We start from the raw sequence: 23,224 nt of genomic DNA, 5'->3' as shown, positions 1-23,224 counted from the left end.
GTCTAAAACAACCGATGTTAGTATATTTTCTATGAAGTTCATTTTTTTCTTTTCAATCTGAATGCTATAATGCGTTCTGTTACATCAGGGATTCTGATGATAAATCCAATCCCTACTACCACAGCATAAATTATCCATGTTTTTTCCAAAAGAGCCACATGTAGTAAACTTAAAATAACAGCTACATAGGCATACTTTTGAAGTTTCTTCCACTTCTTTTTTAAACGTTTCATCGATTTTCTATTCGATGTAAACAGCAATGGAATTAATATTAATACAGCAATGAAACCAGCTACATAATTTACTTGAGTAAAGGTTTCCATAAATCCTTCCATCCATATAAAAATGATAAAGTGAAGGATACTCCAAACGGCGGCAGCAATACCCATTGCCTGACGTACAAAAAGATTATTTACCCCAAACAAGATAAAGAACGGAGTACATGTTAAAACGGCAGTTAACCAACGGATAGCAAATTCACCTGTAACGTGATACAACAAATCCAAAGTAGTTCGATCTCCTTTACCCATGCTTTCTACAAGCGATAGAGTAAAGCCATCGGTCCAATCCACTTGTATCATTTTCGTTAAAACGATAAGAGGTAATGCTGCAAGGATTGTCACGATAATCCAGCCGTAGTTTCGTTTAATGAATGCCATTCTTTTTTGTTTGTTAGGTATATGAAAGTTTAATCTTCTTTATTTTCTTCTTGATGATGTACTTCTGATGATCTCATTTTAAAGTCCTTCATGAATTTCTCTCTGTGCATCATAGCTCTTCTATTTTTAAATGGTGGTCGACCACCTCTTCCAAACAAGATTTTTGACATGGCCAATAAACCTAAGGATTGAAGGAAAGAGATCGTAGTTAACCCGAATATTACAGGCATCAGCCAGTTCCACAATTGCATAAAAATAAATGTGATGGCTGTGATAGCTACTGCTCCAAAAACTATTTTCTTCGCTATGAATTTTTTCTTTGAAAACTTTTCCATGATTTCTTATTCTTTATTCATCATCTAATCGATGACTCGTTGTACCATAATTTTCAGCAATTAGTCTTTCATCAGTTTGAAGAGACTTTCCAATTGCTCTCTTAGATACAATACCGCATACCTTTTTCTGCTTATAAGGGTGTTGACCGTGAGTCCCGTAAAATCAGAGATTTGTTTAAAACTGTAGCCTTCTAATTCATGCCACTCGAAGACCTCCCTCTGTTCTTTGGGCAATTCCTCTAACCTCAATTGAATTTCTTCCCAGATCATATCTTTCATTAACTGTTCATCAGGCAAAGTTTCCAATGAGGGAAGTAAGTCCATAAGGTTTAAACCTTCTTCATCATCATTTACTTTTTGATCTTCGATAGAAAGTGGTTTCTTTTTTCTACGGTAATCAACAATCTTATTTTTTGCGACAGTATAGAGCCAAGAGATTGATTTGCGCAAATCCGAGATCTCATCAAATCCTCCGACAAAACTCAAAAACACATCTTGTGCGATGTCTTCTGCATCTTCCATTGAACCAATTTTCCCTTTGATGTAATTCGTCAAACGGCCTTGTTCCTCATGGTATGTGTCTTCGATATTTTGTTTTTTCCCTGTCATAAATATTGTATCTACCTATTAAGTCGATTAAGGGAAGATTATATTTTAAGAAAAGTGATATTTTTTCAAATAATTTTCAGAAAATGCGTTTTTGAATATGTTAAAGCGGTTTTTATCAAATTATTTTTTTGGGCTAGATAGTAGAATTTAGAGATTTTCTGATGAAAAACCCTAAGAAAACAAATCACATCCAACTTATAATTCATATAATTCTAATGGTAATTGATCTGGGTCTTCAAAAAATACGAATCGTTTGTTGGTATGTGGATCAATCATAATTTCTCCTGTTTCCACACCTTTCTCATTTAATTGCTGAATGGCCTCTTCGATATTCTCTACCGCAAAGCATAAATGTCGTAAACCTCGAGCCTCTGGGTAAGACGGTCGTTCAGGGGTGTTTGGGAAGCTGAAAAGTTCTATCAAATACTCTCCTTGAAATGCTAAATCTAGTTTCCAAGAATCTCGTACTTCACGATAGACTTCTTGAATCACCTCAAAACCTATCACTTCAGTGTAAAACTTCTTAGAACGTTGGTAATCATCACAGATGATAGCGATATGATGGAGTCTTTTTAATTTTAGCATTATTTACTTTGTTATTTTTTGTACGACTGTAAATATAAGATATCATGCGATGAATTAACCATTATAAATCGGAAATAAAAAAAGAGCACACTTCCTAAAAAGTATGCCCTATTTGGATAACGAACAATTGTTATTTCTTCTTTTTCTTAAGCTTTTCGACTTTGTCTTTTAAAAGCTCGATGATATCATCTTTATCTTTTAGTTGAGATTTCAGAATCTTGATTTGGTCTTTCAACAATGCTACCTCATCAGATGCTGTTTCTGTTTTCTCTTTTTTCTTCTTTTTGATTTCGACATGGATGTTTTCTGTTCCATCCTCATCTTTTACTTCATCGACGTTGACATCTACAAAATCAGTTTTTTGCTTTACATCATCCATTGCACCTTGAACAGCATCAAATACATTTTTGATCGTATTTTTTACTTTTTCCTTTTGTGCGTCGTCGTTCATTCTTGGAAACACAAAATCATTTAAGATGTCCTCAAATGGATTGTGTGGGTCTTTTTTGCTCATGGCTTAATTAATTTGACATTTTTAAAAATAAATGAAGAACGAAGTCCTGAAGATGAATTCATTCTCCATTGTTTAAGTTAACGAAATTAAATGATATTGGGTTGAGTATTTCTCATTAATTTGATGATTTATAATTCACCGTACCTACTTCATACACCTGTTTTCCTACTCCTTGAAGTTGTAAGTTAAGCTCCTGCTTGTCCTCACCTTCTGATGCATAATTAGAATAAACCAATGTCCTTAAGCTCACAGGACCAAATAGAGACTGCTTATTGTTCCCGAAATAATGCACCTTAATGATAAAATCTCCGTTATAACCGTATTTCAGTCTAAATTCCTCTGGGCCATAACCTCTCGTAAAATCTTGAGACATACGACCTCCTATTTTTGTATTCTTATGACTATAAAAACATTTTTCTTCCAATGGGTCAATCACCCATAAATCAATATCAGTATCCAAAAGGTCCCAATCAATGACCACTCTTATGTCTAAAGGCATAGAATAAATAAACCTAGAATCGATATTCGAAATATCTAATTGATCTTTATAGAGGGTAATTAAGCGATTCATTTCATGAAGGATGATCAGCTCAATATTTCCGAAACGAGCATTGACATCAGCATCCCACTCGTTTTCAATAATAAAATACAGTTGGTCTAAGGCTTTTTGATAATCACCCTTATCCTCATACATCAAGGCCAAATCTCTGTAGTTCTGAGGTTCAAACGGTCGAAGTTCAATCAATTTATGAAAGATGTATTCAGATTCATCAAATTGATGGAAGGATTGTAGCTTTCTCCCTAAATTTCTTAGAAGTTCGTGTCTCTCTAAATCCAACTCAGCTAGATTCGAAATCACTTGTACACCTTTATCTTTTCTATCAGTTTCAAAGAAATATGAGGCCACATCATAATAAAAAGAAGGAGAAAATTGATACTCTTTTTTCAACTGAAGGTATTTTGACCATTGTTCTTTTTTATCTACCTCTTTTAGTTGGACTAAATATTCTGCACCTGAATCATAAGGAACAAGTCGAGAAGTAACTTTCTTTTTCTTTTTTGGTGCTTGCCTTTTCATATCTGCTTGTCCACCCCAAGAATCACTTTCTGCTCTGCCCCAAGAATCAATATCACTTTCAGATTCAAATTCTGCAGGAGCACTTTCTGCCATATCATAATAGACCACTTCTTCTAATTCGACTTCCTCCTCCACAACATCTATATTGGTAACTTTTTTAATTTCTTTCTTTGGAGGCACATAACCACTCATATCCTTTACATTATTCCACCATTCAATATCTTTTTGAAATTCAGAATACACACGATCTAACCTTTCCTTATAGTTTTTCGATTTTTTCTCTTTTCCTAAAGCCATCAAACGATCGTATTCCTTACTTAAAGATGCAGGAGGATCTATTTCATATCGAACATAATCTTCTACATTATCTAAAACAATAAATGATGTATAATCAGATACTAAACCATATTTTAGAGCTAAATCTGTAATTCGATCTTTGTTCCTTTCAGGCATAGTACTTAGTTCATCAATCTGTTTCTGACACCAAAGTCTTTCTACTGTAGCATAATGTTTATCCGTTGCTTCCAGAACTATTTCTTTAGAGTACAATATTTCTTGTGCTGTACCTACATTTACTCTAATCTTTGCTTGAGATGATTTTAACTTACCTGCGATTGATAAATGTGTATCAAAAGTGATGGGTTTACTTGGGTAAACATCTTCTACTTCTCCTTCGAGTACTTCAACATTTAAATATCTTACAAGAGAAGTCGAAAGTCTTGTTACAGCTTGATCCAAACTCAATTGATTTAAATTGATAAACCCTCCATTATTCTGATTTGCTACCGCTGATAAATAATTCCCATTGATTTTCTGACTTGAGCTCACCGTAAACAATGGTTTCTCTAAACTGATAAGTTCAGCTTCCGATAAATTGGAAATCCCATTCGAAAACAACCAACATTCATCTTCTGAAACCGATTGGATGATTGAAGCATCAATTTTACTTCCTCCATCATATTCTAATTGCGATAAATAGTTGATTAAGCTTTCTACATTCCCGTCTCGAATAGTAAACTTCTTTTGATCTTTAACTTTATAATTGAAAGTTTTTACGTTCACCTGTATATTCTTATTCCACTTGAAATAGGCCTTCAGTAAATCCAACTCCTTGTCTATGATTCTATCATCAAATACTGAGGACACATCCCAATAGATCATAATAGATGACGGTTGTTTCTTTGGATTTTGTTTTATCTCAGGAATGGTATTTAAATAGAAAAAATGATCATCCGTTATTGTCCCTTTAACAGCTAATACTTCCTTGTGATCATTATCAGCTGGTAAGTTCAAAGATAGTTTTGACTTTAAGAAAAGATCTTTCCCTTCTAATTTGGCGACTACCGATTTATTTACCCTTTTGATATCTAACTGAAGTCCATCAGGATCTAGAATATTTTTAGTTACGCTCTCATTAATGATCTCAACATCCACCTTAAGTTCTTCTAACTTACTTTGAAAACTTAAGGGTAACTGATAATTGTACTTATTATTTAATTGGCTTAGTTCCTCTTCGAAAGTGATAATACACTTCTTATATCCTTTAGGTGGGATTGGATACAGTCTTGTTTTAAAATTATTACCCACTGTTTTCTCTAAAATTGCAGGGTCTACATTTTGCCTCACAATCTCTTCAAATACCTTCTTTGCTTTATCTTTTTTGATAACAACTCCCTCTCTCCATTCTCCATTAATCTCCAAAGAAAAAGCAGACACCGTTGCTCCCTGTTTTAATGGGAAATTGAGTTCTCCTTCCATAATCCGATTTCCATAATTATAGAAGTGCATTTCCATGGTCGTTGTGGCTATATTATCTAGAATTTCGACATGCACACATAGCTGTTTTAAGGCAATAGAATCTTCATCACTTCTTGGGTTCAAAATATTGATCACTTGGGCATTTATAACACAAGAAACTGTTAGGAAGAGTAATAATAGTTTGTATTTCATAGGAGAGTCTTTTAGGTTGATACATTGTGTTTTACAATATAACATTGAACTCTCCTACGTTGATGTTTACTAATGTTAAGTATAAGATACTATTGAGTTATACTATGTTAACGACGTTAAAAAGAATACCCTAAACCAAATTTTACTCCTCTTTCGGCCAATTTATAATGATGATTTTCTGAAGGAATTTCTACCAACGCTCTTACTTTATAATATGGATTGGCAAATATAGAAATGCCATTGTTGAAGTGATACTGAGCACCTATACCAATGTAGGCACCAAACCCATTCTGATTATCACGATACTCTTCAGAGTTCAGATCATAAGAAAAGACAGCACCTGTGTTAAAGTAGAAATACTTTAAGATATTGAACTTTACTCCTACGGGGATATCAATAATATTTTCTTTTGAAGTAGAGCTGATATGTTCTCCATTTTCAGAAATATAAGAAGTCTCTAAGGTATGTCCTGAATACTCAATAGCTGCTTCTAAATCAATTACTCTAGATAACTTTCTTTGATATTGGAGTCCAAGATTAAAGAAATCTTGCCCATTGTAAGAAGCCCCTCCGTCCAAGCTCTGAAAAGACGTTTTATAACTTTGACCTAAGCCAGAATAGGTAAGAAAGAAAGTATTTTTCTTAATGTCTTGAGAAAATGAATTACCGTAAATAAAAAACAAGAACGCGATAAATAGATTTAGTTTTTTTGTCATGGTTTTAAGTTAAATAGTTAGAGAAAGAAATAGCCTTTCGCTTGAAGACTTTTTAATTCAAAAAATGAAAGATTGCTTTTCAGTGGTAAGACAATTTTTAAGAAACTATAGACAAAAAAAAATCCTGTTTCATTTCTGAAACAGGATGTGTACTCCGTACGGGATTCGAACCCGTGCTACCAGGATGAAAACCTGGCGTCCTAACCCCTAGACGAACGGAGCGGGGTATTGATTTACAGTCTCAATTAGACTTTGTACTCCGTACGGGATTCGAACCCGTGCTACCAGGATGAAAACCTGGCGTCCTAACCCCTAGACGAACGGAGCGGGGTATTGATTTACAGTCTCAATCAGACTTTGTACTCCGTACGGGATTCGAACCCGTGCTACCAGGATGAAAACCTGGCGTCCTAACCCCTAGACGAACGGAGCGGGGTATTGATTTACAGTCTCAATCAGACTTTGTACTCCGTACGGGATTCGAACCCGTGCTACCAGGATGAAAACCTGGCGTCCTAACCCCTAGACGAACGGAGCGGGGTATTGATTTACAGTCTCAATCAGACTTTGTACTCCGTACGGGATTCGAACCCGTGCTACCAGGATGAAAACCTGGCGTCCTAACCCCTAGACGAACGGAGCGGGGTATTGATTTACAGTCTCAATTAGACTCTGTACTCCGTACGGGATTCGAACCCGTGCTACCAGGATGAAAACCTGGCGTCCTAACCCCTAGACGAACGGAGCGGGGTATTGATTTATAGTCTCAATTAGACTCTGTACTCCGTACGGGATTCGAACCCGTGCTACCAGGATGAAAACCTGGCGTCCTAACCCCTAGACGAACGGAGCGGGGTATTGATTTATAGTCTCAATTAGACTCTGTACTCCGTACGGGATTCGAACCCGTGCTACCAGGATGAAAACCTGGCGTCCTAACCCCTAGACGAACGGAGCAAGTGTTTTTTGCGAGTGCAAAGGTAATAGAGTCATGCCATCAGTCCAAACGATTTCCAAAAAAAAGATGAAATATTACAATCATTAAGAAAAAATAAATGTTAGTGTGCTACTTTTGAGGAAGTAAAAATTCAGAATTTATGATCGACCTTTTAGAAGCAAGTTACCAAAAATACAATCAACCTAATTTCATTGAAGACGACCCAATCAGTATCCCTCATTCGTTCTCCAAAAAAGAAGACATCGAGATTATGGCCTTCTGGGCCAGTATGTTAGCATGGGGTCAACGCAAAACGATCATCAATAAATGTAGGGAATTAGTCACTTTAATGGACGGTGCTCCACACGATTTTATCATCAATCATCAGGAAAGTGATTTGGAAAAGTTACTCACATTTAAACATCGAACGTTTAACGATGTGGATACTTTGTATTTTATTTCTTTTTTTAAGAGACATTATCAACAATTTGACTCTTTGGAGGATGCTTTTTTGATAGGTTATTCACAAAATGATGAAAATGTTGAAAAGTCGTTGATCAACTTCCACAATTATTTCTTTGATGATGAACACGCCCCTCATCGCACAAAGAAACACATTGCTACGCCGGCTAGAAAATCTGCTTGCAAACGTTTAAATATGTTTTTGAGATGGATGGTGAGAAAAGATGAGTTAGGAGTCGATTTCGGAATTTGGAACACCATACAACCTAGTCAACTTATCTGTCCACTTGATGTACATGTCGAAAGAGTGAGTAGAAAATTAAAACTCTTGGAAAGAAAACAATCGGATTGGAGAGCCGCTGTTGAGTTGACCAATGAATTAAAAAAATTAGATCCAAATGATCCGGTACGATTCGATTTTGCGTTATTCGGGTTAGGTTTAGAAAAATTTGCGAGTAGTTGATTAAATAGAAATTTTTATCAAAAAATCTTTTGAAAAATATATTAACACTTACTCAAACTATTGAGAAATATCACCAAATTGAATAACTTAAAGGACTACCTTTGTTAAACAAACGTACAAAACACACTTAAACATCAAGTTATCAAAATGAAACTAAAATATATACTTCTCAGCTTTCCTATAGTTGCATTACTTTCTTTCACTAATAATGATCCACTTAAAGAAAGTATTAGTCGCGGACAAGGCGTGTATATGGTCAATTGCATGCATTGTCATTTACAAGACGGTCAAGGAGTCGAACCAACCGTTCCTCCGTTGGTAGGTGTAAAATATTTAGTAGAAAATAAACATCAAGCGATTCGACAAGTTTTACATGGCTTGGAAGAGCCGATTACCATTAATGGAGTCACTTATGATGGAAACATGCCTGAACAGGGTGCATTATCGGATCAGGAAGCAGCTGATGTATTAAATTACATTCGAAATTCTTGGGGAAATAAAGCCCCAATGATCAGTGCTCATGAGGTAGCAATGGAAAGATAATTAGTAGATTAAAAGAATTTTACAATATAAATATTTTATAATTACCTAAATCAATTAATTTTGCAGCATCAGTCCATGGGGAATGATATTTCCATGGACTTTTCATTTATATTCCAATCATATCGAATCTCATGCAAGAGCGATACGCACAACGAGGAGTTTCTGCCTCAAAAGAAGATATCCACAACGCCATTAAGCGTTTGGACAAAGGGTTATTTCCAAAAGCATTTTGTAAAATTGTTCCGGATATCCTTACGGGTGACGACGAGTACTGTGCCATTATGCATGCCGACGGTGCTGGTACAAAATCATCTTTAGCTTACTTATACTGGAAAGAAACAGGCGATATGTCTGTTTGGAGAGGTATTGCTCAAGATGCGATCATAATGAACACAGACGACCTTCTTTGTGTAGGTGCAACAGGTAATACTTTACTTTCTTCTACAATTGGTAGAAATAAAAACCTAATTCCTGGTGAAGTGATCTCTGAGTTGATTAACGGTACTGAAGAAGTACTTCAGATGTTAAGAGACAACGGATTCGAAATTCATTCTACAGGTGGTGAAACTGCCGATGTAGGAGATCTAGTAAGAACTGTGATTGTCGATTCTACTGTAACTACTCGTATGAGAAGAGACGAAGTGATCGATAATAGTAATATCCAAGCAGGTGATGTTATTGTAGGTTTGGCTTCATACGGTCAGGCTACCTACGAATCTGAATACAATGGCGGTATGGGTTCTAACGGTTTAACTTCTGCTCGTCATGATGTTTTTGCTAAATACTTAGCAGAGAAATATCCTGAAAGTTTTGATCCTCAAGTTCCTAATGACTTGATTTATTCTGGTTCTCAAAAGTTAACTGATGCCATTGCTGACTTAACTCTTGACGCAGGTAAATTAGTATTATCGCCAACAAGAACATACGCTCCAATCATCAAGAAAGTATTGGACGAAATTCGTCCTGAAATTCATGGTATGGTTCACTGTTCGGGTGGTGCTCAAACTAAAGTGCTTCACTTCGTGGATAACGTTCACGTGGTGAAAGATAACTTATTTGCAGTTCCTCCATTATTCGAAATGATCCACAAAAACAGTGGTACAGATTGGAAAGAGATGTACAAAGTATTCAACATGGGTCACCGTATGGAGATTTATGTGGATCCTAAACATGCTCAAACAATTATTGATATTTCTAAATCTTTCAATGTGGATGCACAAATTATTGGTCGTGTAGAAGCAAAAGAAGGTGGGAAATCACTTGATATACACTCAGAATTTGGTAAGTTCTCGTACTAATCAAATTAGCTGATAAAAACAGAGACTTAGTCTCCTAGATATCTTTCGAGGGGTTTCACCTCCTCGTTAACAAAGAAAGTTCAACTCATGTTTTATGAAAATCGTTTGATTCTCAAAAACCGAGTTGAACTTTTTCTTTTTTTGAAACAAACTCTTTAATACATTAAAAGAGTAACTTTCGACTTATCTATTTTTCAGTCGTTTGACATCTTTCACCATCCGAGCCAAATCCTTCCCTTTCTTACGACGTTCAGCAACTGTCGATTCGAAATGGGCTTGTTCCCGACCTAATCTCAAATAGTTCTGATACGCTTCTTCAGGAATTTCATCGTTATTGACTGCTTCGATCACTGCACAACCTCTCTCGTGAGTATGTGTACAATCAGAGAAACGACATTGATCGGCCAATTCCTCTATGTAAGAATAAGTGGTACTCAAACCATCATTATCTGATACCATCCCAACTTCTCTTGTTCCGGGATTATCAATCAGAATACCTCCAGAAGGCAAAACATGAAGCGATCGTGAGGTGGTCGTATGTTTACCTCTATCTGTCCCCTCTCCTATTTCTCCAGTCACTAGAAATTGATCATCAAATAATGCATTGATAAGGCTTGATTTACCTACACCCGAAGAACCTAGAAAACAATAGGTCTTGGCTTCTTCTATGGCTGCTTTCATCAAACTCATGCCTTCAGAAGAAGTAGCTGATGTACATATCAAGTCAATATCAAATAATCGGTTTTCGATCTCGAACTTCATTTCCTCAAGTTTATTTTCAGAAATCAAGTCCACTTTGTTCAAAATAAATACCGGACGTATACCTGCATCGTAACAGAGCGTCATATAACGTTCCATACGGTTGAGGTTAAAGTCACGATTGACTGCTTCGACAATAAAAGCTGTATCGATATTCGAGGCAATGTATTGCACCTCTGCATCTCTACCTACTGCTTGACGCGTAAGTGCTCTTTCTCGATGAGCCACTTCGTGAATCAACGCTTTGTCTTCATCAAAAATTTGAATTCTTACCCAGTCGCCTACCACGGGGAAATCGGATCGATCCGAAGCCGTAAATCGGAGTTGACCAGTAATTTCTGCTGAAAATGATCCTTGTTCATTTTGGACTACATAACGTTCTTTATGTTCCTCAATGACTCTTGCGAAATCGTTTTCATCAAATCCTTGAAATTTATTTAAAATATTTTTTTGGAAGCCTAATGAGGCATTAGAAATTTTCTTTTCCAATTTCTTCTTTGTTTAAAATGAATGATTTTTTGATATACTCTCGACGGATCATCTTAATAAAAGATGTACCGGAAAGTAGGGATACAACAAACCGACAGGTACTTTTCTGGTACCTAATAACAAAGGTGATTTAAAATGGAAATTGCACCTGTCGGTCTACACCGAGATAGGATGCACTATAGGTAATGTATGTGTCATAAGCCACAAAGATGAGAGTTAAGTTGAACGAATGCAACTTTCTCAAAATGAAGTGTTTATTTATTGACTTTTATTAAATAATTGAGATTCTTTTCTTGTTCTTCTTGAATCCCCAAGGGCAGTGTTTACATTGGTTTTTACAGCAATATCCTCTTTTTAAATGATACGCTTTTGTAAAAACATACAAGCCATTTTCGATATAATAATCTTCTCCTTCTTTTAATTTCTCGCTGCTCATATTTCAAAAAAAATGTTCTTCACCAAAAAAGACATTTCATAGGCACGGACTTTCAATATAACAGAAAAGATTGGAAATACCATATTTTTGAAATGAACTTTTTGTTAATATAATTCTGTTATTTTGAATAAAATCGAATTTTAATTTCAAACAAAACATTTGTAGCAAAATTAAATTTTGATTTATCAAATAATAACTCTAACTTATGATTAAGCAAACGATCAAAACATCACCAAAAAACAGAACAAAACTTTGATCAATTGCTACCGTGCACCGCACATCAAAGTATTTTTTTATTTGATTCAACGTGCATACCTCTAGACGGGAGATTGTGCGTTATTACATCCTTCTCATATGTTTATTGAAATCACAGACCACGCTTTCAATGCGATGTCCAAGCGATGTCGACATTGGAGAAAGAAAGATTATCTAAACATCGTTCACCAGGCATACAAATCAGAATGCTATGGTAGTCATTGCAAAAGGGACAAACGAAAGTATAAGTCCTTTATCTTTATATTCGAGGACACCCGTCTCATTACCGTTTACCGTTCTCGAAAAAAATCTAAAAACTACATAAACAGGGCCTCATGAAGCATTTTGTAAAACCAAAAGTGACTGCATCTGCACTAGGAAACGATTATGAGTTCAATGTAAACATTAGAGCGAATTCAGAATTCGAACTTGGCGTCTGTGCTCAGCTGATTCAAAGAATGAAAGACATTCTGGTCGACAACGAAATCCAAAGAAGGGGATTAAAAGAGTTGTATAAATTTGCTGACAAAGAAGACGAAGAGCAGTTCTTTGATATTCTTCGCATGAGTATTTGGGAGGAATTAATGGCTCAAGGAGATGTAGTACTCGACTTAGGTCGTAGTGGCTATAGACGAATGGATGGGGAAATACGTCAGATGATTAAATGATGCATTCCCTTTTTTTAGTATCGATTTTTTCTGGATACATCAATTTTTGATTTTTATTAAACCTTTATAATGAAAAAGACCCCGTCCAAAAACGGGGTCTTCCTATATAAAAGGCATTGCCTTTAAAAGCCAAGAAATAAAGTCGATTCTAATAGCCTGATGGCATACAGAATCTAATGTGTTGTGCTTCTACGCTACTAACTGATGCTACTTGTTGAAGTTCCTCAGATCTTCTTGCAATAGCTTCTTCTTCACGCATTTCGTCAACTATTGGAGCAACAAAGTTGTCCATTACCGACGATACTAATTGTAAATACTTAGGATTGGTAGCATAACCTGCATTCGCAATGGCTTGAATTTGCTCATTTGCATTGAATGTATCGAATAAACCATTATTCCTATAAGTATGATAACTAGTTAGCACTTTACAGTAGTCCTCAACAGCCTGTTCTAATGAAGAGTAAACTCTATATCTACGGTATCTTTGTTCGCCGTTATCATAAACGAGTTTACTTTTAGTAGGATTAGTTGATGCAATATTGAAAATTCTGAAGTCCTTTCTTAATTCCCAACCTTGCTCAGCTATTGCCTGTGAGATAGCTACTTTAGTATTAATTCCATATTTTCTACAGATCGGGTCGAAAGACTTATACAACAAACGTATGTAGTTCTCTCTTTTAATTTGATCCGTATCTTTTACACTTACAATTGAATTATTAGAAGAAGCGAAGGCTAAGTCTAGGTTTCCAAAAGGTAATACTATAATGGAAAAAATGAGTAAAAACTTTTTCATTAAAAGTTTATTTCGTGAAAATATCAAGTGTCCGTCTGACGCTTGTGCTGATTATCAGCGAGTTACAGATTGATTTTGTGTTTTTCAAAATGTTGACTGCAAATATATAGCACACGTATGTAATAAAAAAATTTTCAAGTTATAATTTTCATCACCTTAATTTTAACTATTCTAGTTATTAATTGTACTATTCTAACATAACACTATAAACGACCACGTTTTTTAAGAAAAAACCGAGATAGCATAGCACTTTATGATGATGAAATATTCTTAAAAAATTTAACCTAATTAACTTTTATTTAAAATAACACGTAAGTTTTCTCTATTATGACACGAAATTCATCACATTAAGTGTACATATAACTCCACTATCACATTAATATTCCAGACCTAAAAGTGTTCAACAATCTGTTTTTCAGATGAAATTCTTTTGAAATGATCAGAAAATCAATAATTTGTATATAAATATCTAATACTCTATACTATTCTCTTAGTGCCCTAAACTTTAAATTGACTTTTATAAATAAATGAGAAATCACTCTTCAGATTTTAAAAAGGAACTATTACAACAGAAAAGCTGGATCAGAATGGGTATCGCTGGAATTGTACTTTGTGGTACAGTGATAACTTATGCCGTTTTTAATGGAAGCGATGGAAGTAAGCAACAACGAATGCGTATTAATGAACTGGAAAAAAGAAATGCACAGATTGAAGCAGAAGGAAGTGCTTACCTATCAAAGATCAAACATCAAAATGATCGGATTCTAGATCTTAAAGATGATGTTTTAAGACTTGAGAAAAAGCTCAACTTAAAAGAAGCGGAATTAACTACTCATGATCAAACACTTGACATGAAACAAGGATCGATACGATCGTTGGAATCTCGTATTTCTGAGTTAAAAGACGACAAATATAGAATGCAAAGAAATATCGATGAGAACAATCGAGTGATACAAGAAATGAGTCAACGTTCCAAAGAACAAAATGAATTACTCAAGCAGACTCAAAATCAATTAAAAGATGTACAAGCTCAGTTAGAAAGAATACAAGCTAAACATCTTGCTGCTTTAAAAGATCAAAAATTAGCGGAACAGTCTGAAATAGCTGCACAGGAGGCCTTACGTAATCAAAAAACGTTGTACTCTAATTTAATGCAAGAATTAGCGACAACTCGTGCCAATTTAAATACCGCTACTTTACAAGCAAACGATAAAGATCTTCAATTACAGTTGGCTCAGCAGAAGGAACTTCAACAGCAACAACTACAATACAAAGAAAAAGAGTTACAAACACAGGCAAATACCGACCTTTATAAGCTGATTTCTGTGACAAGTATTGTTTTGGTCATTGCCTTGATTATTTTTGTAGTGTTCGCATTACAAAAATCAGATAATGATTTTATATTATTTAGTCGATCACAAAGGAAAGACGAAGTTACTTAAACTAATCTAAGAGTATTTTACATCTAATTGCAGATAGCGGCTCAACAAAAACAGATTGGACATTAATCAATCCATCTGAAAAAAAGGTGATTTTTAAACTAACCTCACCTGGTTACAATCCATTTTTTTGGTCTGAACAAGATTTGCTGACTTCATTTATTAATGATGAAGAACAAATTGCCCCTTATATAAAAAATGCTGATCTCGAGATCTTCTTCTACGGTGCTGGCTTAGGTAGTGAGGAAAACAAATCAACTATTCAATCAGCACTAGAAAAAGTATTTTACTCCAAAAATATTTTCGTTGAAGATGACCTTTTCGGAGCAGCAAGAGGTTTGCTTCTAAATTATAGAGGTATAGCTTGTATTTTAGGTACAGGTGCAAACTCAGGATATTATACCGGAAAAAAAATAGCGAACCGCCCCATTTCTCTTGGTTACTTATTAAGTGATTTTGGAAGTGGAGCAACGATAGGACTTGCTTTTTTAAAGCTATTACTAACAAATAAATTAAACATTACGACGATCGACTCTTTCATAGAAGAATTTGATTATAGCACAGATTACATTCTAAGTCGATTATATAAGGAAGAACGCCCGAATGCATTTTGTGCTTCTTTTGCTCCTTTTATTATTAAATCAGTTGAACTTGACCCTGCACTAAGTTCGATGTTAAAGCAACAAATGATGATGTTTGTTGACTATTATGTCTTGCCTTTTGTTCGATCTAAGAAAGAACGTATTAGTATTACAGGAAGTATTGCGTATCACTTCAAATCATATATTGAAGATGCCTTTCATGAAAATCAATTACAGAAACCTGAAATAGTGGCTTCCCCTTCTGAGGGTTTAATTGAATATCATATGCATCATCTCAACTCATAATCCAATTGGATATCAATTCACAAATAACTTTTTAAACTAAATATTAGCCTCATGAAAAGTGGTTATTTTTTTACATTCATTTTTAGCCTAATTTTTAGCTTTTCCAGCTTTGCTCAGAAAAGAGAATTAAGAGCGGTTTGGATAGCTACGGTAAATAATATTGATTTCCCTACCAATAATTCGATGAGTCCGAACGACCTTAAAGCAGATTATGTTCGTTATCTCGATAAAATAAAATCTACAGGTTTAAATACAGTCATTGTACAAGTTCGCCCAGTGGCAGACACTTTTTATCCTTCTGGGTTTGAACCTTGGAGTAAATATATGACAGGTAAACAAGGAGTTGCTCCTAACCCCTATTTCAATCCTCTTCAATTTATGATTGAAGAAGCCCACCAAAGAGATTTAGATTTTCATGCTTGGTTTAATCCTTATCGAGCAACAATGAATTCCGACACCACTGCCTTATCTCAAGAACATCCTTTTTATCAGCATAGAGATTGGTTTGTGAAATATGGCAATAAATATATGTACAACCCGGGACATCCTGATGCTAGAGAATATGTGTTGGATGCGATTATGGAAGTGGTGAGACATTACGATTTAGATGCCGTGCATTTCGATGATTATTTCTACCCTTATAAAGTACAAGGTGAAGTTTTTCCAGACTCCACTACTTTTGCTGAGAATAATCCAAAGCAATTTGATAAAATCGAAGATTGGAGAAGAGACAATGTTGATTACTTTGTTGAGAATCTATCTTCACGGATAAAACAAGAACGTCCCGATGTTCAATTTGGGATTAGTCCTTTTGGCGTTTGGAGAAACAGTGATATTGATCCAAAAGGTTCAAAAACAAGAGCGGGAATTACCAATTATGACGACCTATATGCCGATGTGGTAAAATGGATGAAAAAAGGTTGGTTAGACTATGTTATTCCTCAAGTATATTGGCACAGAAAGTTAGGTGCTGCTCCTTATGAAGAAGTGGTTAAATGGTGGGATAAAAACTCCTATGGAACACAATTATATATTGGTCACGCACTCTATAAAGTGGAAAAATGGGAAGCCAACGATGAAATTGCTGCTCAATTAGATATCAATAAGAAATATAAAAATGTACAAGGAAGTGCTTTCTTTAGTGCTAAATTCTTATTTAGTAACCCTAAAAAAATAGTGCAGACTTTACAGAGAAACTACCCTTACTTTACCTTACCTCCTTCTGGTAATAAAATGGATCAAACTCCACCTTCTAAAGTGAGAATATCAAGTACTGAGGGACAACTCGATGCTGGACTTAAGATTACCTGGGAGGATATTGATTTTGATACCAATGCAAAGAAATATTTAATTTATAGATATGAAGATTTTGGGTTTGGTGTTTTAGATGGTCAGTTTATTCATAAAATCATCAACAGATCACCTTATAAGGAACAAGTATTTATTGATGATCAATTAGAAAAAGGAAAGCAATATACTTATATCATCACGGCATTAAGCAATAACAAAATTGAAAGTAACCGAAGCAATGCTATCACTGTAAAAGCGGGAGGATTTTTGAGTAAAAAAATCAAGGTCTTACATTAACATCAACCGGATAACAACACTGAAATGAATAAAACGAAAAACCCTTTGTTTTGGGTTCCAAGTATCTACTTTATCGAAGGTCTTCCTTATACCATGGTGATGACCGTAGCGGTAATTATGTATAAAAACTTAGGCATTCCTAACGAAGATATAGCACTATATACTTCTTGGCTCTACCTACCATGGGTAATTAAACCTTTCTGGAGTCCGGTAGTCGATGCTTTAAAAACTAAAAAGTGGTGGATGTTTATTACCCAAACCCTCATTGGAGGTGCATTTGCCTGTGTCGCTTTCACCCTGCCTGTAGATCAGTTTTTTCAGTATTCATTGGCCGCCTTTTGGCTTGTTGCTTTTACTTCTGCCACTAACGATATCGCTACTGATGGTTTTTACATGATTGCCTTAAAAGAAGAAGAACAATCTTTATTTGTAGGTATTAGAAGTATCTTTTACCGTTTGGCTATGTGGGCTGGACAAGGAGGAATTGTGATGATCAGTGGTGAGTTATTCGAATATTATGGTAACTATAAAACAGCTTGGAGTATCATTTTCTTTGGTTTAGGTATCATCATGGTTGGATTTGCTTTGTACCATCGTTTTATCTTACCCGATGCAGAACAGCAACGTTCTGATGACGCGAAAAAAGAAGGGGTGACTGAAGGAGTTTTAATGATGGTTATTCTAATTTCGATTGCCATCTTTGGATGGGGTATCAATGAATATGTGCAACCGAAAAACACCACGCTTACTTATATTCTTTTAGGTATTATCGGCTTAGGCATTTTGATATTCAAGTTTAAAAAAGGAGCTCAAGAAAGTTCATCAAACGAAGAATCTGCCCTTCGAAATTTCTTCAATAAAAAAGACTTAGTACAGCTCATTGGCTTTATTCTTTTATTCCGTTTAGGAGAAGGACAATTGGTAAAAATCGCCTCTCCGTTTTTATTAGACGATGTTGCACAAGGTGGAATTGGACTGGACAATGACACTCTAGGTTTTCTTTATGGAACAATTGGGTTAGGTTGTCTTATTGGAGGAGGAATCTTAGGCGGTATTGCTATTTATGCCAAAGGACTTAAATTTTGGTTGATTCCAATGGTGCTTTCTATCAACCTACCGAATATCGGCTATTGGCTATTATCGTCATATCAACCCGAAAGTCAGATTGCTATTGGAAGCGTTATCGCTATAGAACAATTCTTTTATGGTTTCGGTTTTACAGCATTAATGATGTACATGGTCTATGTATCCAAAGGGGAACATAAGACTTCTCATTATGCCATTTGCACGGGCTTTATGGCTTTAGGAATGATGCTTTCCGGTATGGTAAGCGGCTTTATTCAGAAGTACTTTGGTTACACAGATTTCTTCTTAATCGTTGTTTTATCGGGTATTCCTGGATTACTTTGGGCCTTAAGATTAAAGATTGATCCTGAGTTTGGGATTAAGAAGGAAGAATAAAATTTTATACATAGAGGGGAGTAATTTTTCTATATCATCTTTTTAAAATGAATACCTATAGTAATGGGTTTTCAATTCGTAATTTGATCATCAACGATCACTTATTTGAATGAAATGATGAAACAAAGAATTATTACTCTCCTTTTTTTAACGCTAAGCTTACAAACGCTTTGGGGGCAAAATGCTCCAACCACATTTAAAAATCCTATCCTACCGGGATTTCACCCCGATCCTTCCATATGTAGAGTGGGTGATACGTATTACATGGTCAACTCTAGTTTCGAATGGTATCCAGGATTGCCCATTCATAAAAGTAAAGATTTAGTCAACTGGGAGTTGATTGGCTATGGCTTAGACCGACCCAATCAAATTGTTTACAAAGACGGCTTAAGAGATTCGAATGGTATTTTTGCTCCAAGTATTCGTTACCATGAAGGTACTTTTTATATCATCACCACAATGGTCGGACAAAATGGTAATTTTATTATTACTGCTAAAGACCCTGCCGGACCTTGGAGCGATCCTAAATGGATAAAAGATGCTCCTGGTATCGACCCTTCTTTATTTTGGGATGATGATGGAAAATGTTACTACACTGGTGCAGGAATTGTTGACGGGACTGAAAAAGAATGGCCAGGCAAAAATGGTGTTTGGATGCAAGAAATTGATCCTGATGAAGCAGTTTTAATCGGCGAGAAAAAACAACTTACTTACGGTCACGCATCAAATGCTCGATGGGCAGAAGGACCACACCTTTATAAGATTGATGGAGAATATGTACTTCTTATTGGAGAAGGTGGAACTGGAGAATTTCATTCTGTCACCATTTTCAACAGTAAAGATATTTGGGGACCTTACATTCCAAATCATGCCAACCCAATCATCACACATAGACATTTAGGGAAAACGTATCCGATTATTCAACCTGGGCATGCTGATTTAATTCAAACACAAAACGGTGAATGGTGGAGTGTTCTTTTGGCAAAACGATTGGTGGATGGGTACGTTACTTTAGCTAGAGAAACTTTCTTGGCAAAAGTAATTATGACTAAACAAGAAAGTGGAGTTACACCCATTTATAACCCAGGAATTGGCCTTCTTCAAGAAGAACAAAAAAGACCTGATTTGCCTTGGACACCTGTCAAAAAACTAGAAGAAAAAGACGAGTTCACCTCTGATAAATTGGCATTGAGATGGAACTTCTTACGATCACCTCAGGAAGAATGGTATCAGTTAAAAGACGATCAGTTACAAATTCAACTGCGTCCAACCACCCTAACTGATTTAAGCAATCCTTCTTTTATTGGACAAAGAACTACTTCTTTTAATTATTCTGCCTCAACTAAACTATTGTTTAATTCTAAGAAGGAAAATGAAAAAGCAGGATTAGCAATCTATAGAAGACATGGAAATCATTATCAGTTAGTGAAATCGAAGAAAGAGATTTTACTAGTGAAGACTTTTCAAAAAGGCAATAAAGGTGATGTAACTCCAGAGATTATCGCCCGAGTGCCTTATACCAAAAAAGAAGTAGTATTGAATATTGAAGTAAAAGGAATTTCAGCTCAGTTCTACTATGGGGAAACACAAGGTCAACTTCAACCTATTGGGGAAAAACAAGATTATACCATACTATCTGATGAAGCCACTTTAAAATTTAATGGAGTCTATATCGGTATGTATGCCACTTCGGAGCAACTCCCAAGTAAAACCAAAGCTTCTTTCGATTGGTTTGATTTAAAGCCACATCAAGAATTAGAATAAAACAAAGGGGATGCCCGCAAAAAGGCATCCCCCACTTTACTTTGATGGAAAATAGTTTGACTAAATTTTAATCCAACTATTTAGTTCTCTTATTATATTAATTCTCTCTACGAACTTTTAAGCCTCCTCTTACACCAATGAAACCATAGTAGTCATAACCTTCTGACAAGTCTACTACTTTTTCTGTTCCATCAGCAGTTGTGATTGTGATGATGTAATCACATTCACCACTACCATAATCTACCGTAATTGTATCATCGCCTCTTGTAATCACCTCAGTTCCTTGAAGTGCTACAAATACTGGACGTTCACCAGAACATCTTGGCGAGAATACCAATGCCGAAGTAATCTCTGAAGTAAAACCTGAATTTTCTCCAGTTGATGTTACAGTTAAAGTACCTGTAACTGTTTTTGTACCATTATCCACTTCTTCTTGTAAAGATCTTACAATTGTTTCCGTATAAGCTGCTACATCTTCAGTAGCCGGATGATCAATGGTCACATTTGTAGTCTTTGTTAATGTAGCAGAAGCAATTTTTGGTTTCTTACCTTCCTCTACTACCTCTTCAAAAACCACATTTTCTCCAGTAATCGAAGAAGTACCATTTACTGTATTGTCGTTTCTAGAAAAGTCTTGGAAAGTAGTAGAATGTGCCATGCTCGACTCACCAAATGTATGCGTACTTGTTACCACACCACTAATTGTTTCCCCTTCACGATTTTCACACAAACCATTAGAGAAATCCATTACGACAGTTCTTGTATCGTTTTCATTTGTGATAGTGATGTCCGCACAATCAGCGTGATGACGAGCAAAGAAACGTCGAGCACCAGGTCTAAACGGTCTTCTTTGTACATCGCCCTCACTGTCTGATGTGGTTCTGAATGAAGATGATGATGAAGCAGTACTAGATTCCATCATGTCTTCTGAGATGTTGTCTGTGTAGTCTTGTGCTTCTAAAGCAGAAGAAATCAGGTCAGAGCTTGTCTCGTCAAGAGTCGTATTTAATGAGCTTGAGTCATTATCTTTTAACGAGTCACATGACATTGCCGATACGGCTAAAACAGAAATGATAAGAGCAAATTTTTTAAGTTTCATAATCTTTATTTTTTTTAGAATGCGTTCAATAATTCAATTTCGAATCCCGGTTTCAATCCAATAAAGAGGTGTACCTAAAACTTGTACTCTATTTTTTTGAAATATTTTTTACTTTTCACAAAAAAAAGCCCTTACATATATGTAAAGGCACTTTTTTGAAGATATTTTTTTACAAATTATTTTCGTCGGTACTTCTAATCACGATTTCATCTATATCTAAATCGCCATACCATAACCTCAGAATTCCAATCTTACCTGTAAAATCATACTTTGGAGAAATACTTATCCGATGAGTAAACCAATCAGATTCAGCAATATTTTTTGAAGCTTCAGCATCATTAGAAGAAATAATAGATTCATCATTTCCTACATCAAGTAATTTGATTTGTCTTTTAAACTTCCCTCTTGTTTTTACACTAATCGTATAACTTTCCCCTTTTTTAAACTGAAATTCATTCTTTAAAAACACTATAGTATTGGCCGATTGTCTAGTTTCTTCAATAGATAACTGAAGAAATGAATTTCCATATTGATTATTTACAGACAAACTTCTAGCTAGGCCTTCTTGTTGGAATGCTTTAAATTTAAAGTGCTCGCCCACATTACTTGATGTCATCACTGAGAAATCACATTTGTACACCTCATGTGGCAATTGGGCATATCTATTTTTTATTCTAGAAACGGTAGACACCTTAATGTCATCTACATCTAATACTCCATTCCAATTTCTTAGAATAGCAATTTGACCCACAAAATTATCTGTAGGTGAATATTCTAAAGTATGCTCGTGCCATTCCAATGAGTAATCTTTATCATTTGCGGCATTAAAAGAGGCCCCTTTTACGACCGCTTTCATCGTTTTGATATCAATTAATCTCAGACCTCTCTCAAACGGTCCTCTTGTCTTTAATGTAATAGTATAGGTTGCCCCTCTATGAAAATGAATCTTTTTCATATCTCTAATCAGAGAATTGTATTCTGTTTTGGAATCCATACCGGGAATATCAAATCTTAGAAATTTATTCCCATGTTCTTTTACTACAGAAATCGTTCTCTTCACGGTAGCATTCGAATAGGCTTCTACTTTATACTCATTGTTCAAAAGTAGATTTTCTCCCTCTTGTTTTGCATCGAATGTATTTTGGTAAATGACATCTTGTCCAAAACTTACCAAATAAAAAACCGTGGTAAATAGTAAAGTTAGTGTCGTCTTCATGTTGGTGTTAATAAGTAAATAATAATTCTTTCAGTTCTTTTGCTGGATATACTGAATAAAGTAAATGTTCTCAATGTTACACATAAATCAGACAATCAGATACATCAAATTATTCTGATTATAAATCAATCCTATCTTATTTTGTTTTTAGTAATACATAAATTATCAATCAAAGAACACTTGTTATTCTAATTCAATTTTCTCTATCTTTAAAAAATATTA

Annotated in this window: 21 protein-coding genes and 8 tRNA genes; 9 read left to right on the top strand and 20 right to left on the bottom strand. The window is 35.3% G+C overall.

The window, feature by feature from the left end:
- Positions 1-38 precede the first annotated feature (38 nt).
- The 15 genes from MY04_RS18155 to MY04_RS18085 form a co-directional block, all read right to left on the bottom strand.
- Positions 39-659, bottom strand: a complete 621-nt coding sequence (locus tag MY04_RS18155; protein WP_066212018.1) for a ferric reductase-like transmembrane domain-containing protein — start codon at positions 657-659, stop codon at positions 39-41.
- A gap of 29 nt (positions 660-688) precedes the next feature.
- Positions 689-994 carry a hypothetical protein gene (locus MY04_RS18150; RefSeq protein ID WP_066212016.1) on the bottom strand — a complete coding sequence of 102 codons (306 nt, stop codon included), beginning with the start codon at positions 992-994 and terminating at the stop codon, positions 689-691.
- 60 nt (positions 995-1,054) lie between these two features.
- The gene (locus MY04_RS18145; protein WP_066212014.1) at positions 1,055-1,603 is read right to left on the bottom strand and encodes an RNA polymerase sigma factor; all 549 of its coding nucleotides are present in this window, start codon (positions 1,601-1,603) and stop codon (positions 1,055-1,057) included.
- Between the two features lie 195 nt (positions 1,604-1,798).
- The gene (gene gloA2, locus MY04_RS18140) at positions 1,799-2,188 is read right to left on the bottom strand and encodes an SMU1112c/YaeR family gloxylase I-like metalloprotein (protein WP_066212013.1); all 390 of its coding nucleotides are present in this window, start codon (positions 2,186-2,188) and stop codon (positions 1,799-1,801) included.
- A gap of 130 nt (positions 2,189-2,318) precedes the next feature.
- Complete coding sequence (locus MY04_RS18135) at positions 2,319-2,702, bottom strand: hypothetical protein (protein WP_066212010.1); 384 nt, start codon at positions 2,700-2,702, stop codon at positions 2,319-2,321.
- 115 nt (positions 2,703-2,817) lie between these two features.
- Positions 2,818-5,730, bottom strand: coding sequence for a VIT domain-containing protein (locus tag MY04_RS18130; RefSeq protein WP_158297763.1), 2,913 nt, complete (start codon positions 5,728-5,730; stop codon positions 2,818-2,820).
- Between the two features lie 116 nt (positions 5,731-5,846).
- The gene (locus tag MY04_RS18125) at positions 5,847-6,446 is read right to left on the bottom strand and encodes an outer membrane beta-barrel protein (protein ID WP_066212006.1); all 600 of its coding nucleotides are present in this window, start codon (positions 6,444-6,446) and stop codon (positions 5,847-5,849) included.
- A 150-nt stretch (positions 6,447-6,596) separates the two neighbouring features.
- Positions 6,597-6,668: transfer RNA gene (locus MY04_RS18120), tRNA-Glu, on the bottom strand.
- 33 nt (positions 6,669-6,701) lie between these two features.
- A tRNA-Glu gene (locus tag MY04_RS18115) sits at positions 6,702-6,773 on the bottom strand.
- A 33-nt stretch (positions 6,774-6,806) separates the two neighbouring features.
- Positions 6,807-6,878, bottom strand: a tRNA-Glu gene (locus tag MY04_RS18110).
- A 33-nt stretch (positions 6,879-6,911) separates the two neighbouring features.
- Positions 6,912-6,983: transfer RNA gene (locus tag MY04_RS18105), tRNA-Glu, on the bottom strand.
- 33 nt (positions 6,984-7,016) lie between these two features.
- A tRNA-Glu gene (locus MY04_RS18100) sits at positions 7,017-7,088 on the bottom strand.
- A 33-nt stretch (positions 7,089-7,121) separates the two neighbouring features.
- Positions 7,122-7,193: transfer RNA gene (locus tag MY04_RS18095), tRNA-Glu, on the bottom strand.
- A 33-nt stretch (positions 7,194-7,226) separates the two neighbouring features.
- Positions 7,227-7,298, bottom strand: a tRNA-Glu gene (locus MY04_RS18090).
- 33 nt (positions 7,299-7,331) lie between these two features.
- Positions 7,332-7,403: transfer RNA gene (locus tag MY04_RS18085), tRNA-Glu, on the bottom strand.
- Positions 7,404-7,543: 140 nt separating this feature from the next.
- Between MY04_RS18085 and MY04_RS18080 the strand changes: the two genes are divergently transcribed.
- The 3 genes from MY04_RS18080 to MY04_RS18070 all read left to right on the top strand — a co-directional run bounded on the left by MY04_RS18080 (position 7,544) and on the right by MY04_RS18070 (position 10,149).
- Positions 7,544-8,308, top strand: coding sequence for a TIGR02757 family protein (locus MY04_RS18080; protein WP_066212004.1), 765 nt, complete (start codon positions 7,544-7,546; stop codon positions 8,306-8,308).
- Between the two features lie 147 nt (positions 8,309-8,455).
- Positions 8,456-8,851 (top strand): c-type cytochrome, encoded by a 396-nt coding sequence (locus MY04_RS18075; protein WP_066212002.1) that lies wholly within the window; start codon positions 8,456-8,458, stop codon positions 8,849-8,851.
- A 131-nt stretch (positions 8,852-8,982) separates the two neighbouring features.
- On the top strand, positions 8,983-10,149 hold the full coding sequence (locus MY04_RS18070) for an AIR synthase related protein (RefSeq protein ID WP_066212000.1): 1,167 nt from the start codon (positions 8,983-8,985) through the stop codon (positions 10,147-10,149).
- A 183-nt stretch (positions 10,150-10,332) separates the two neighbouring features.
- Here MY04_RS18070 and rsgA read toward each other — a convergent pair whose 3' ends face one another.
- Positions 10,333-11,397 (bottom strand): ribosome small subunit-dependent GTPase A, encoded by a 1,065-nt coding sequence (gene rsgA / locus MY04_RS18065; protein WP_084005959.1) that lies wholly within the window; start codon positions 11,395-11,397, stop codon positions 10,333-10,335.
- Positions 11,398-11,668: 271 nt separating this feature from the next.
- Positions 11,669-11,833 (bottom strand): DUF5522 domain-containing protein, encoded by a 165-nt coding sequence (locus tag MY04_RS18060; RefSeq protein ID WP_158297762.1) that lies wholly within the window; start codon positions 11,831-11,833, stop codon positions 11,669-11,671.
- Between the two features lie 590 nt (positions 11,834-12,423).
- Here MY04_RS18060 and MY04_RS18055 point away from each other — a divergent pair.
- Positions 12,424-12,756 carry a hypothetical protein gene (locus tag MY04_RS18055; protein WP_066211999.1) on the top strand — a complete coding sequence of 111 codons (333 nt, stop codon included), beginning with the start codon at positions 12,424-12,426 and terminating at the stop codon, positions 12,754-12,756.
- Positions 12,757-12,904: 148 nt separating this feature from the next.
- Here MY04_RS18055 and MY04_RS18050 read toward each other — a convergent pair whose 3' ends face one another.
- Entirely contained in the window at positions 12,905-13,549 is a 645-nt protein-coding gene (locus tag MY04_RS18050; protein ID WP_066211997.1) for a glucosaminidase domain-containing protein, read from the bottom strand.
- Positions 13,550-14,076: 527 nt separating this feature from the next.
- Between MY04_RS18050 and MY04_RS18045 the strand changes: the two genes are divergently transcribed.
- From MY04_RS18045 to MY04_RS18025, 5 genes are all read left to right on the top strand, one after another.
- On the top strand, positions 14,077-14,991 hold the full coding sequence (locus MY04_RS18045) for a hypothetical protein (RefSeq protein ID WP_066211996.1): 915 nt from the start codon (positions 14,077-14,079) through the stop codon (positions 14,989-14,991).
- A gap of 86 nt (positions 14,992-15,077) precedes the next feature.
- Complete coding sequence (locus MY04_RS18040) at positions 15,078-15,875, top strand: hypothetical protein (protein ID WP_066211995.1); 798 nt, start codon at positions 15,078-15,080, stop codon at positions 15,873-15,875.
- Between the two features lie 51 nt (positions 15,876-15,926).
- Entirely contained in the window at positions 15,927-17,462 is a 1,536-nt protein-coding gene (locus tag MY04_RS18035) for a glycoside hydrolase family 10 protein (RefSeq protein ID WP_066211992.1), read from the top strand.
- Between the two features lie 24 nt (positions 17,463-17,486).
- Positions 17,487-18,923, top strand: coding sequence for an MFS transporter (locus tag MY04_RS18030; protein WP_066211990.1), 1,437 nt, complete (start codon positions 17,487-17,489; stop codon positions 18,921-18,923).
- Positions 18,924-19,037: 114 nt separating this feature from the next.
- Positions 19,038-20,687 carry a glycoside hydrolase family 43 protein gene (locus MY04_RS18025; protein ID WP_205960483.1) on the top strand — a complete coding sequence of 550 codons (1,650 nt, stop codon included), beginning with the start codon at positions 19,038-19,040 and terminating at the stop codon, positions 20,685-20,687.
- A gap of 97 nt (positions 20,688-20,784) precedes the next feature.
- On the opposite strand, the gene MY04_RS18020 is transcribed toward MY04_RS18025, so the two are convergent.
- Both MY04_RS18020 and MY04_RS18015 read right to left on the bottom strand, forming a co-directional pair.
- Positions 20,785-21,786: a hypothetical protein gene (locus MY04_RS18020; RefSeq protein WP_066211987.1), complete on the bottom strand. Its 1,002-nt coding sequence runs from the start codon at positions 21,784-21,786 to the stop codon at positions 20,785-20,787.
- 169 nt (positions 21,787-21,955) lie between these two features.
- Positions 21,956-23,002 carry a hypothetical protein gene (locus MY04_RS18015; RefSeq protein ID WP_066211985.1) on the bottom strand — a complete coding sequence of 349 codons (1,047 nt, stop codon included), beginning with the start codon at positions 23,000-23,002 and terminating at the stop codon, positions 21,956-21,958.
- Positions 23,003-23,224 lie beyond the last annotated feature (222 nt).

This window comes from Flammeovirga sp. MY04 (assembly GCF_001682195.2).
Classification (GTDB): domain Bacteria; phylum Bacteroidota; class Bacteroidia; order Cytophagales; family Flammeovirgaceae; genus Flammeovirga; species Flammeovirga yaeyamensis.
The sequence above is the reverse complement of the archived record's forward strand: the minus strand, read 5'-3'. Positions and strand labels throughout refer to the sequence as shown.

What these genes read in the sequence shown, in the direction of transcription:
- MY04_RS18155 (WP_066212018.1), bottom strand. Translation starts at nt 659, where the DNA reads ATGGCATTCATTAAACGAAACTACGGCTGGATTATCGTGACAATCCTT.
- MY04_RS18150 (WP_066212016.1), bottom strand. Translation starts at nt 994, where the DNA reads ATGGAAAAGTTTTCAAAGAAAAAATTCATAGCGAAGAAAATAGTTTTT.
- MY04_RS18145 (WP_066212014.1), bottom strand. Translation starts at nt 1,603, where the DNA reads ATGACAGGGAAAAAACAAAATATCGAAGACACATACCATGAGGAACAA.
- gloA2 (WP_066212013.1), bottom strand. Translation starts at nt 2,188, where the DNA reads ATGCTAAAATTAAAAAGACTCCATCATATCGCTATCATCTGTGATGAT.
- MY04_RS18135 (WP_066212010.1), bottom strand. Translation starts at nt 2,702, where the DNA reads ATGAGCAAAAAAGACCCACACAATCCATTTGAGGACATCTTAAATGAT.
- MY04_RS18130 (WP_158297763.1), bottom strand. Translation starts at nt 5,730, where the DNA reads ATGAAATACAAACTATTATTACTCTTCCTAACAGTTTCTTGTGTTATA.
- MY04_RS18125 (WP_066212006.1), bottom strand. Translation starts at nt 6,446, where the DNA reads ATGACAAAAAAACTAAATCTATTTATCGCGTTCTTGTTTTTTATTTAC.
- MY04_RS18080 (WP_066212004.1), top strand. Translation starts at nt 7,544, where the DNA reads ATGATCGACCTTTTAGAAGCAAGTTACCAAAAATACAATCAACCTAAT.
- MY04_RS18075 (WP_066212002.1), top strand. Translation starts at nt 8,456, where the DNA reads ATGAAACTAAAATATATACTTCTCAGCTTTCCTATAGTTGCATTACTT.
- MY04_RS18070 (WP_066212000.1), top strand. Translation starts at nt 8,983, where the DNA reads ATGCAAGAGCGATACGCACAACGAGGAGTTTCTGCCTCAAAAGAAGAT.
- MY04_RS18060 (WP_158297762.1), bottom strand. Translation starts at nt 11,833, where the DNA reads ATGAGCAGCGAGAAATTAAAAGAAGGAGAAGATTATTATATCGAAAAT.
- MY04_RS18055 (WP_066211999.1), top strand. Translation starts at nt 12,424, where the DNA reads ATGAAGCATTTTGTAAAACCAAAAGTGACTGCATCTGCACTAGGAAAC.
- MY04_RS18050 (WP_066211997.1), bottom strand. Translation starts at nt 13,549, where the DNA reads ATGAAAAAGTTTTTACTCATTTTTTCCATTATAGTATTACCTTTTGGA.
- MY04_RS18045 (WP_066211996.1), top strand. Translation starts at nt 14,077, where the DNA reads ATGAGAAATCACTCTTCAGATTTTAAAAAGGAACTATTACAACAGAAA.
- MY04_RS18035 (WP_066211992.1), top strand. Translation starts at nt 15,927, where the DNA reads ATGAAAAGTGGTTATTTTTTTACATTCATTTTTAGCCTAATTTTTAGC.
- MY04_RS18030 (WP_066211990.1), top strand. Translation starts at nt 17,487, where the DNA reads ATGAATAAAACGAAAAACCCTTTGTTTTGGGTTCCAAGTATCTACTTT.
- MY04_RS18025 (WP_205960483.1), top strand. Translation starts at nt 19,038, where the DNA reads ATGATGAAACAAAGAATTATTACTCTCCTTTTTTTAACGCTAAGCTTA.
- MY04_RS18020 (WP_066211987.1), bottom strand. Translation starts at nt 21,786, where the DNA reads ATGAAACTTAAAAAATTTGCTCTTATCATTTCTGTTTTAGCCGTATCG.
- MY04_RS18015 (WP_066211985.1), bottom strand. Translation starts at nt 23,002, where the DNA reads ATGAAGACGACACTAACTTTACTATTTACCACGGTTTTTTATTTGGTA.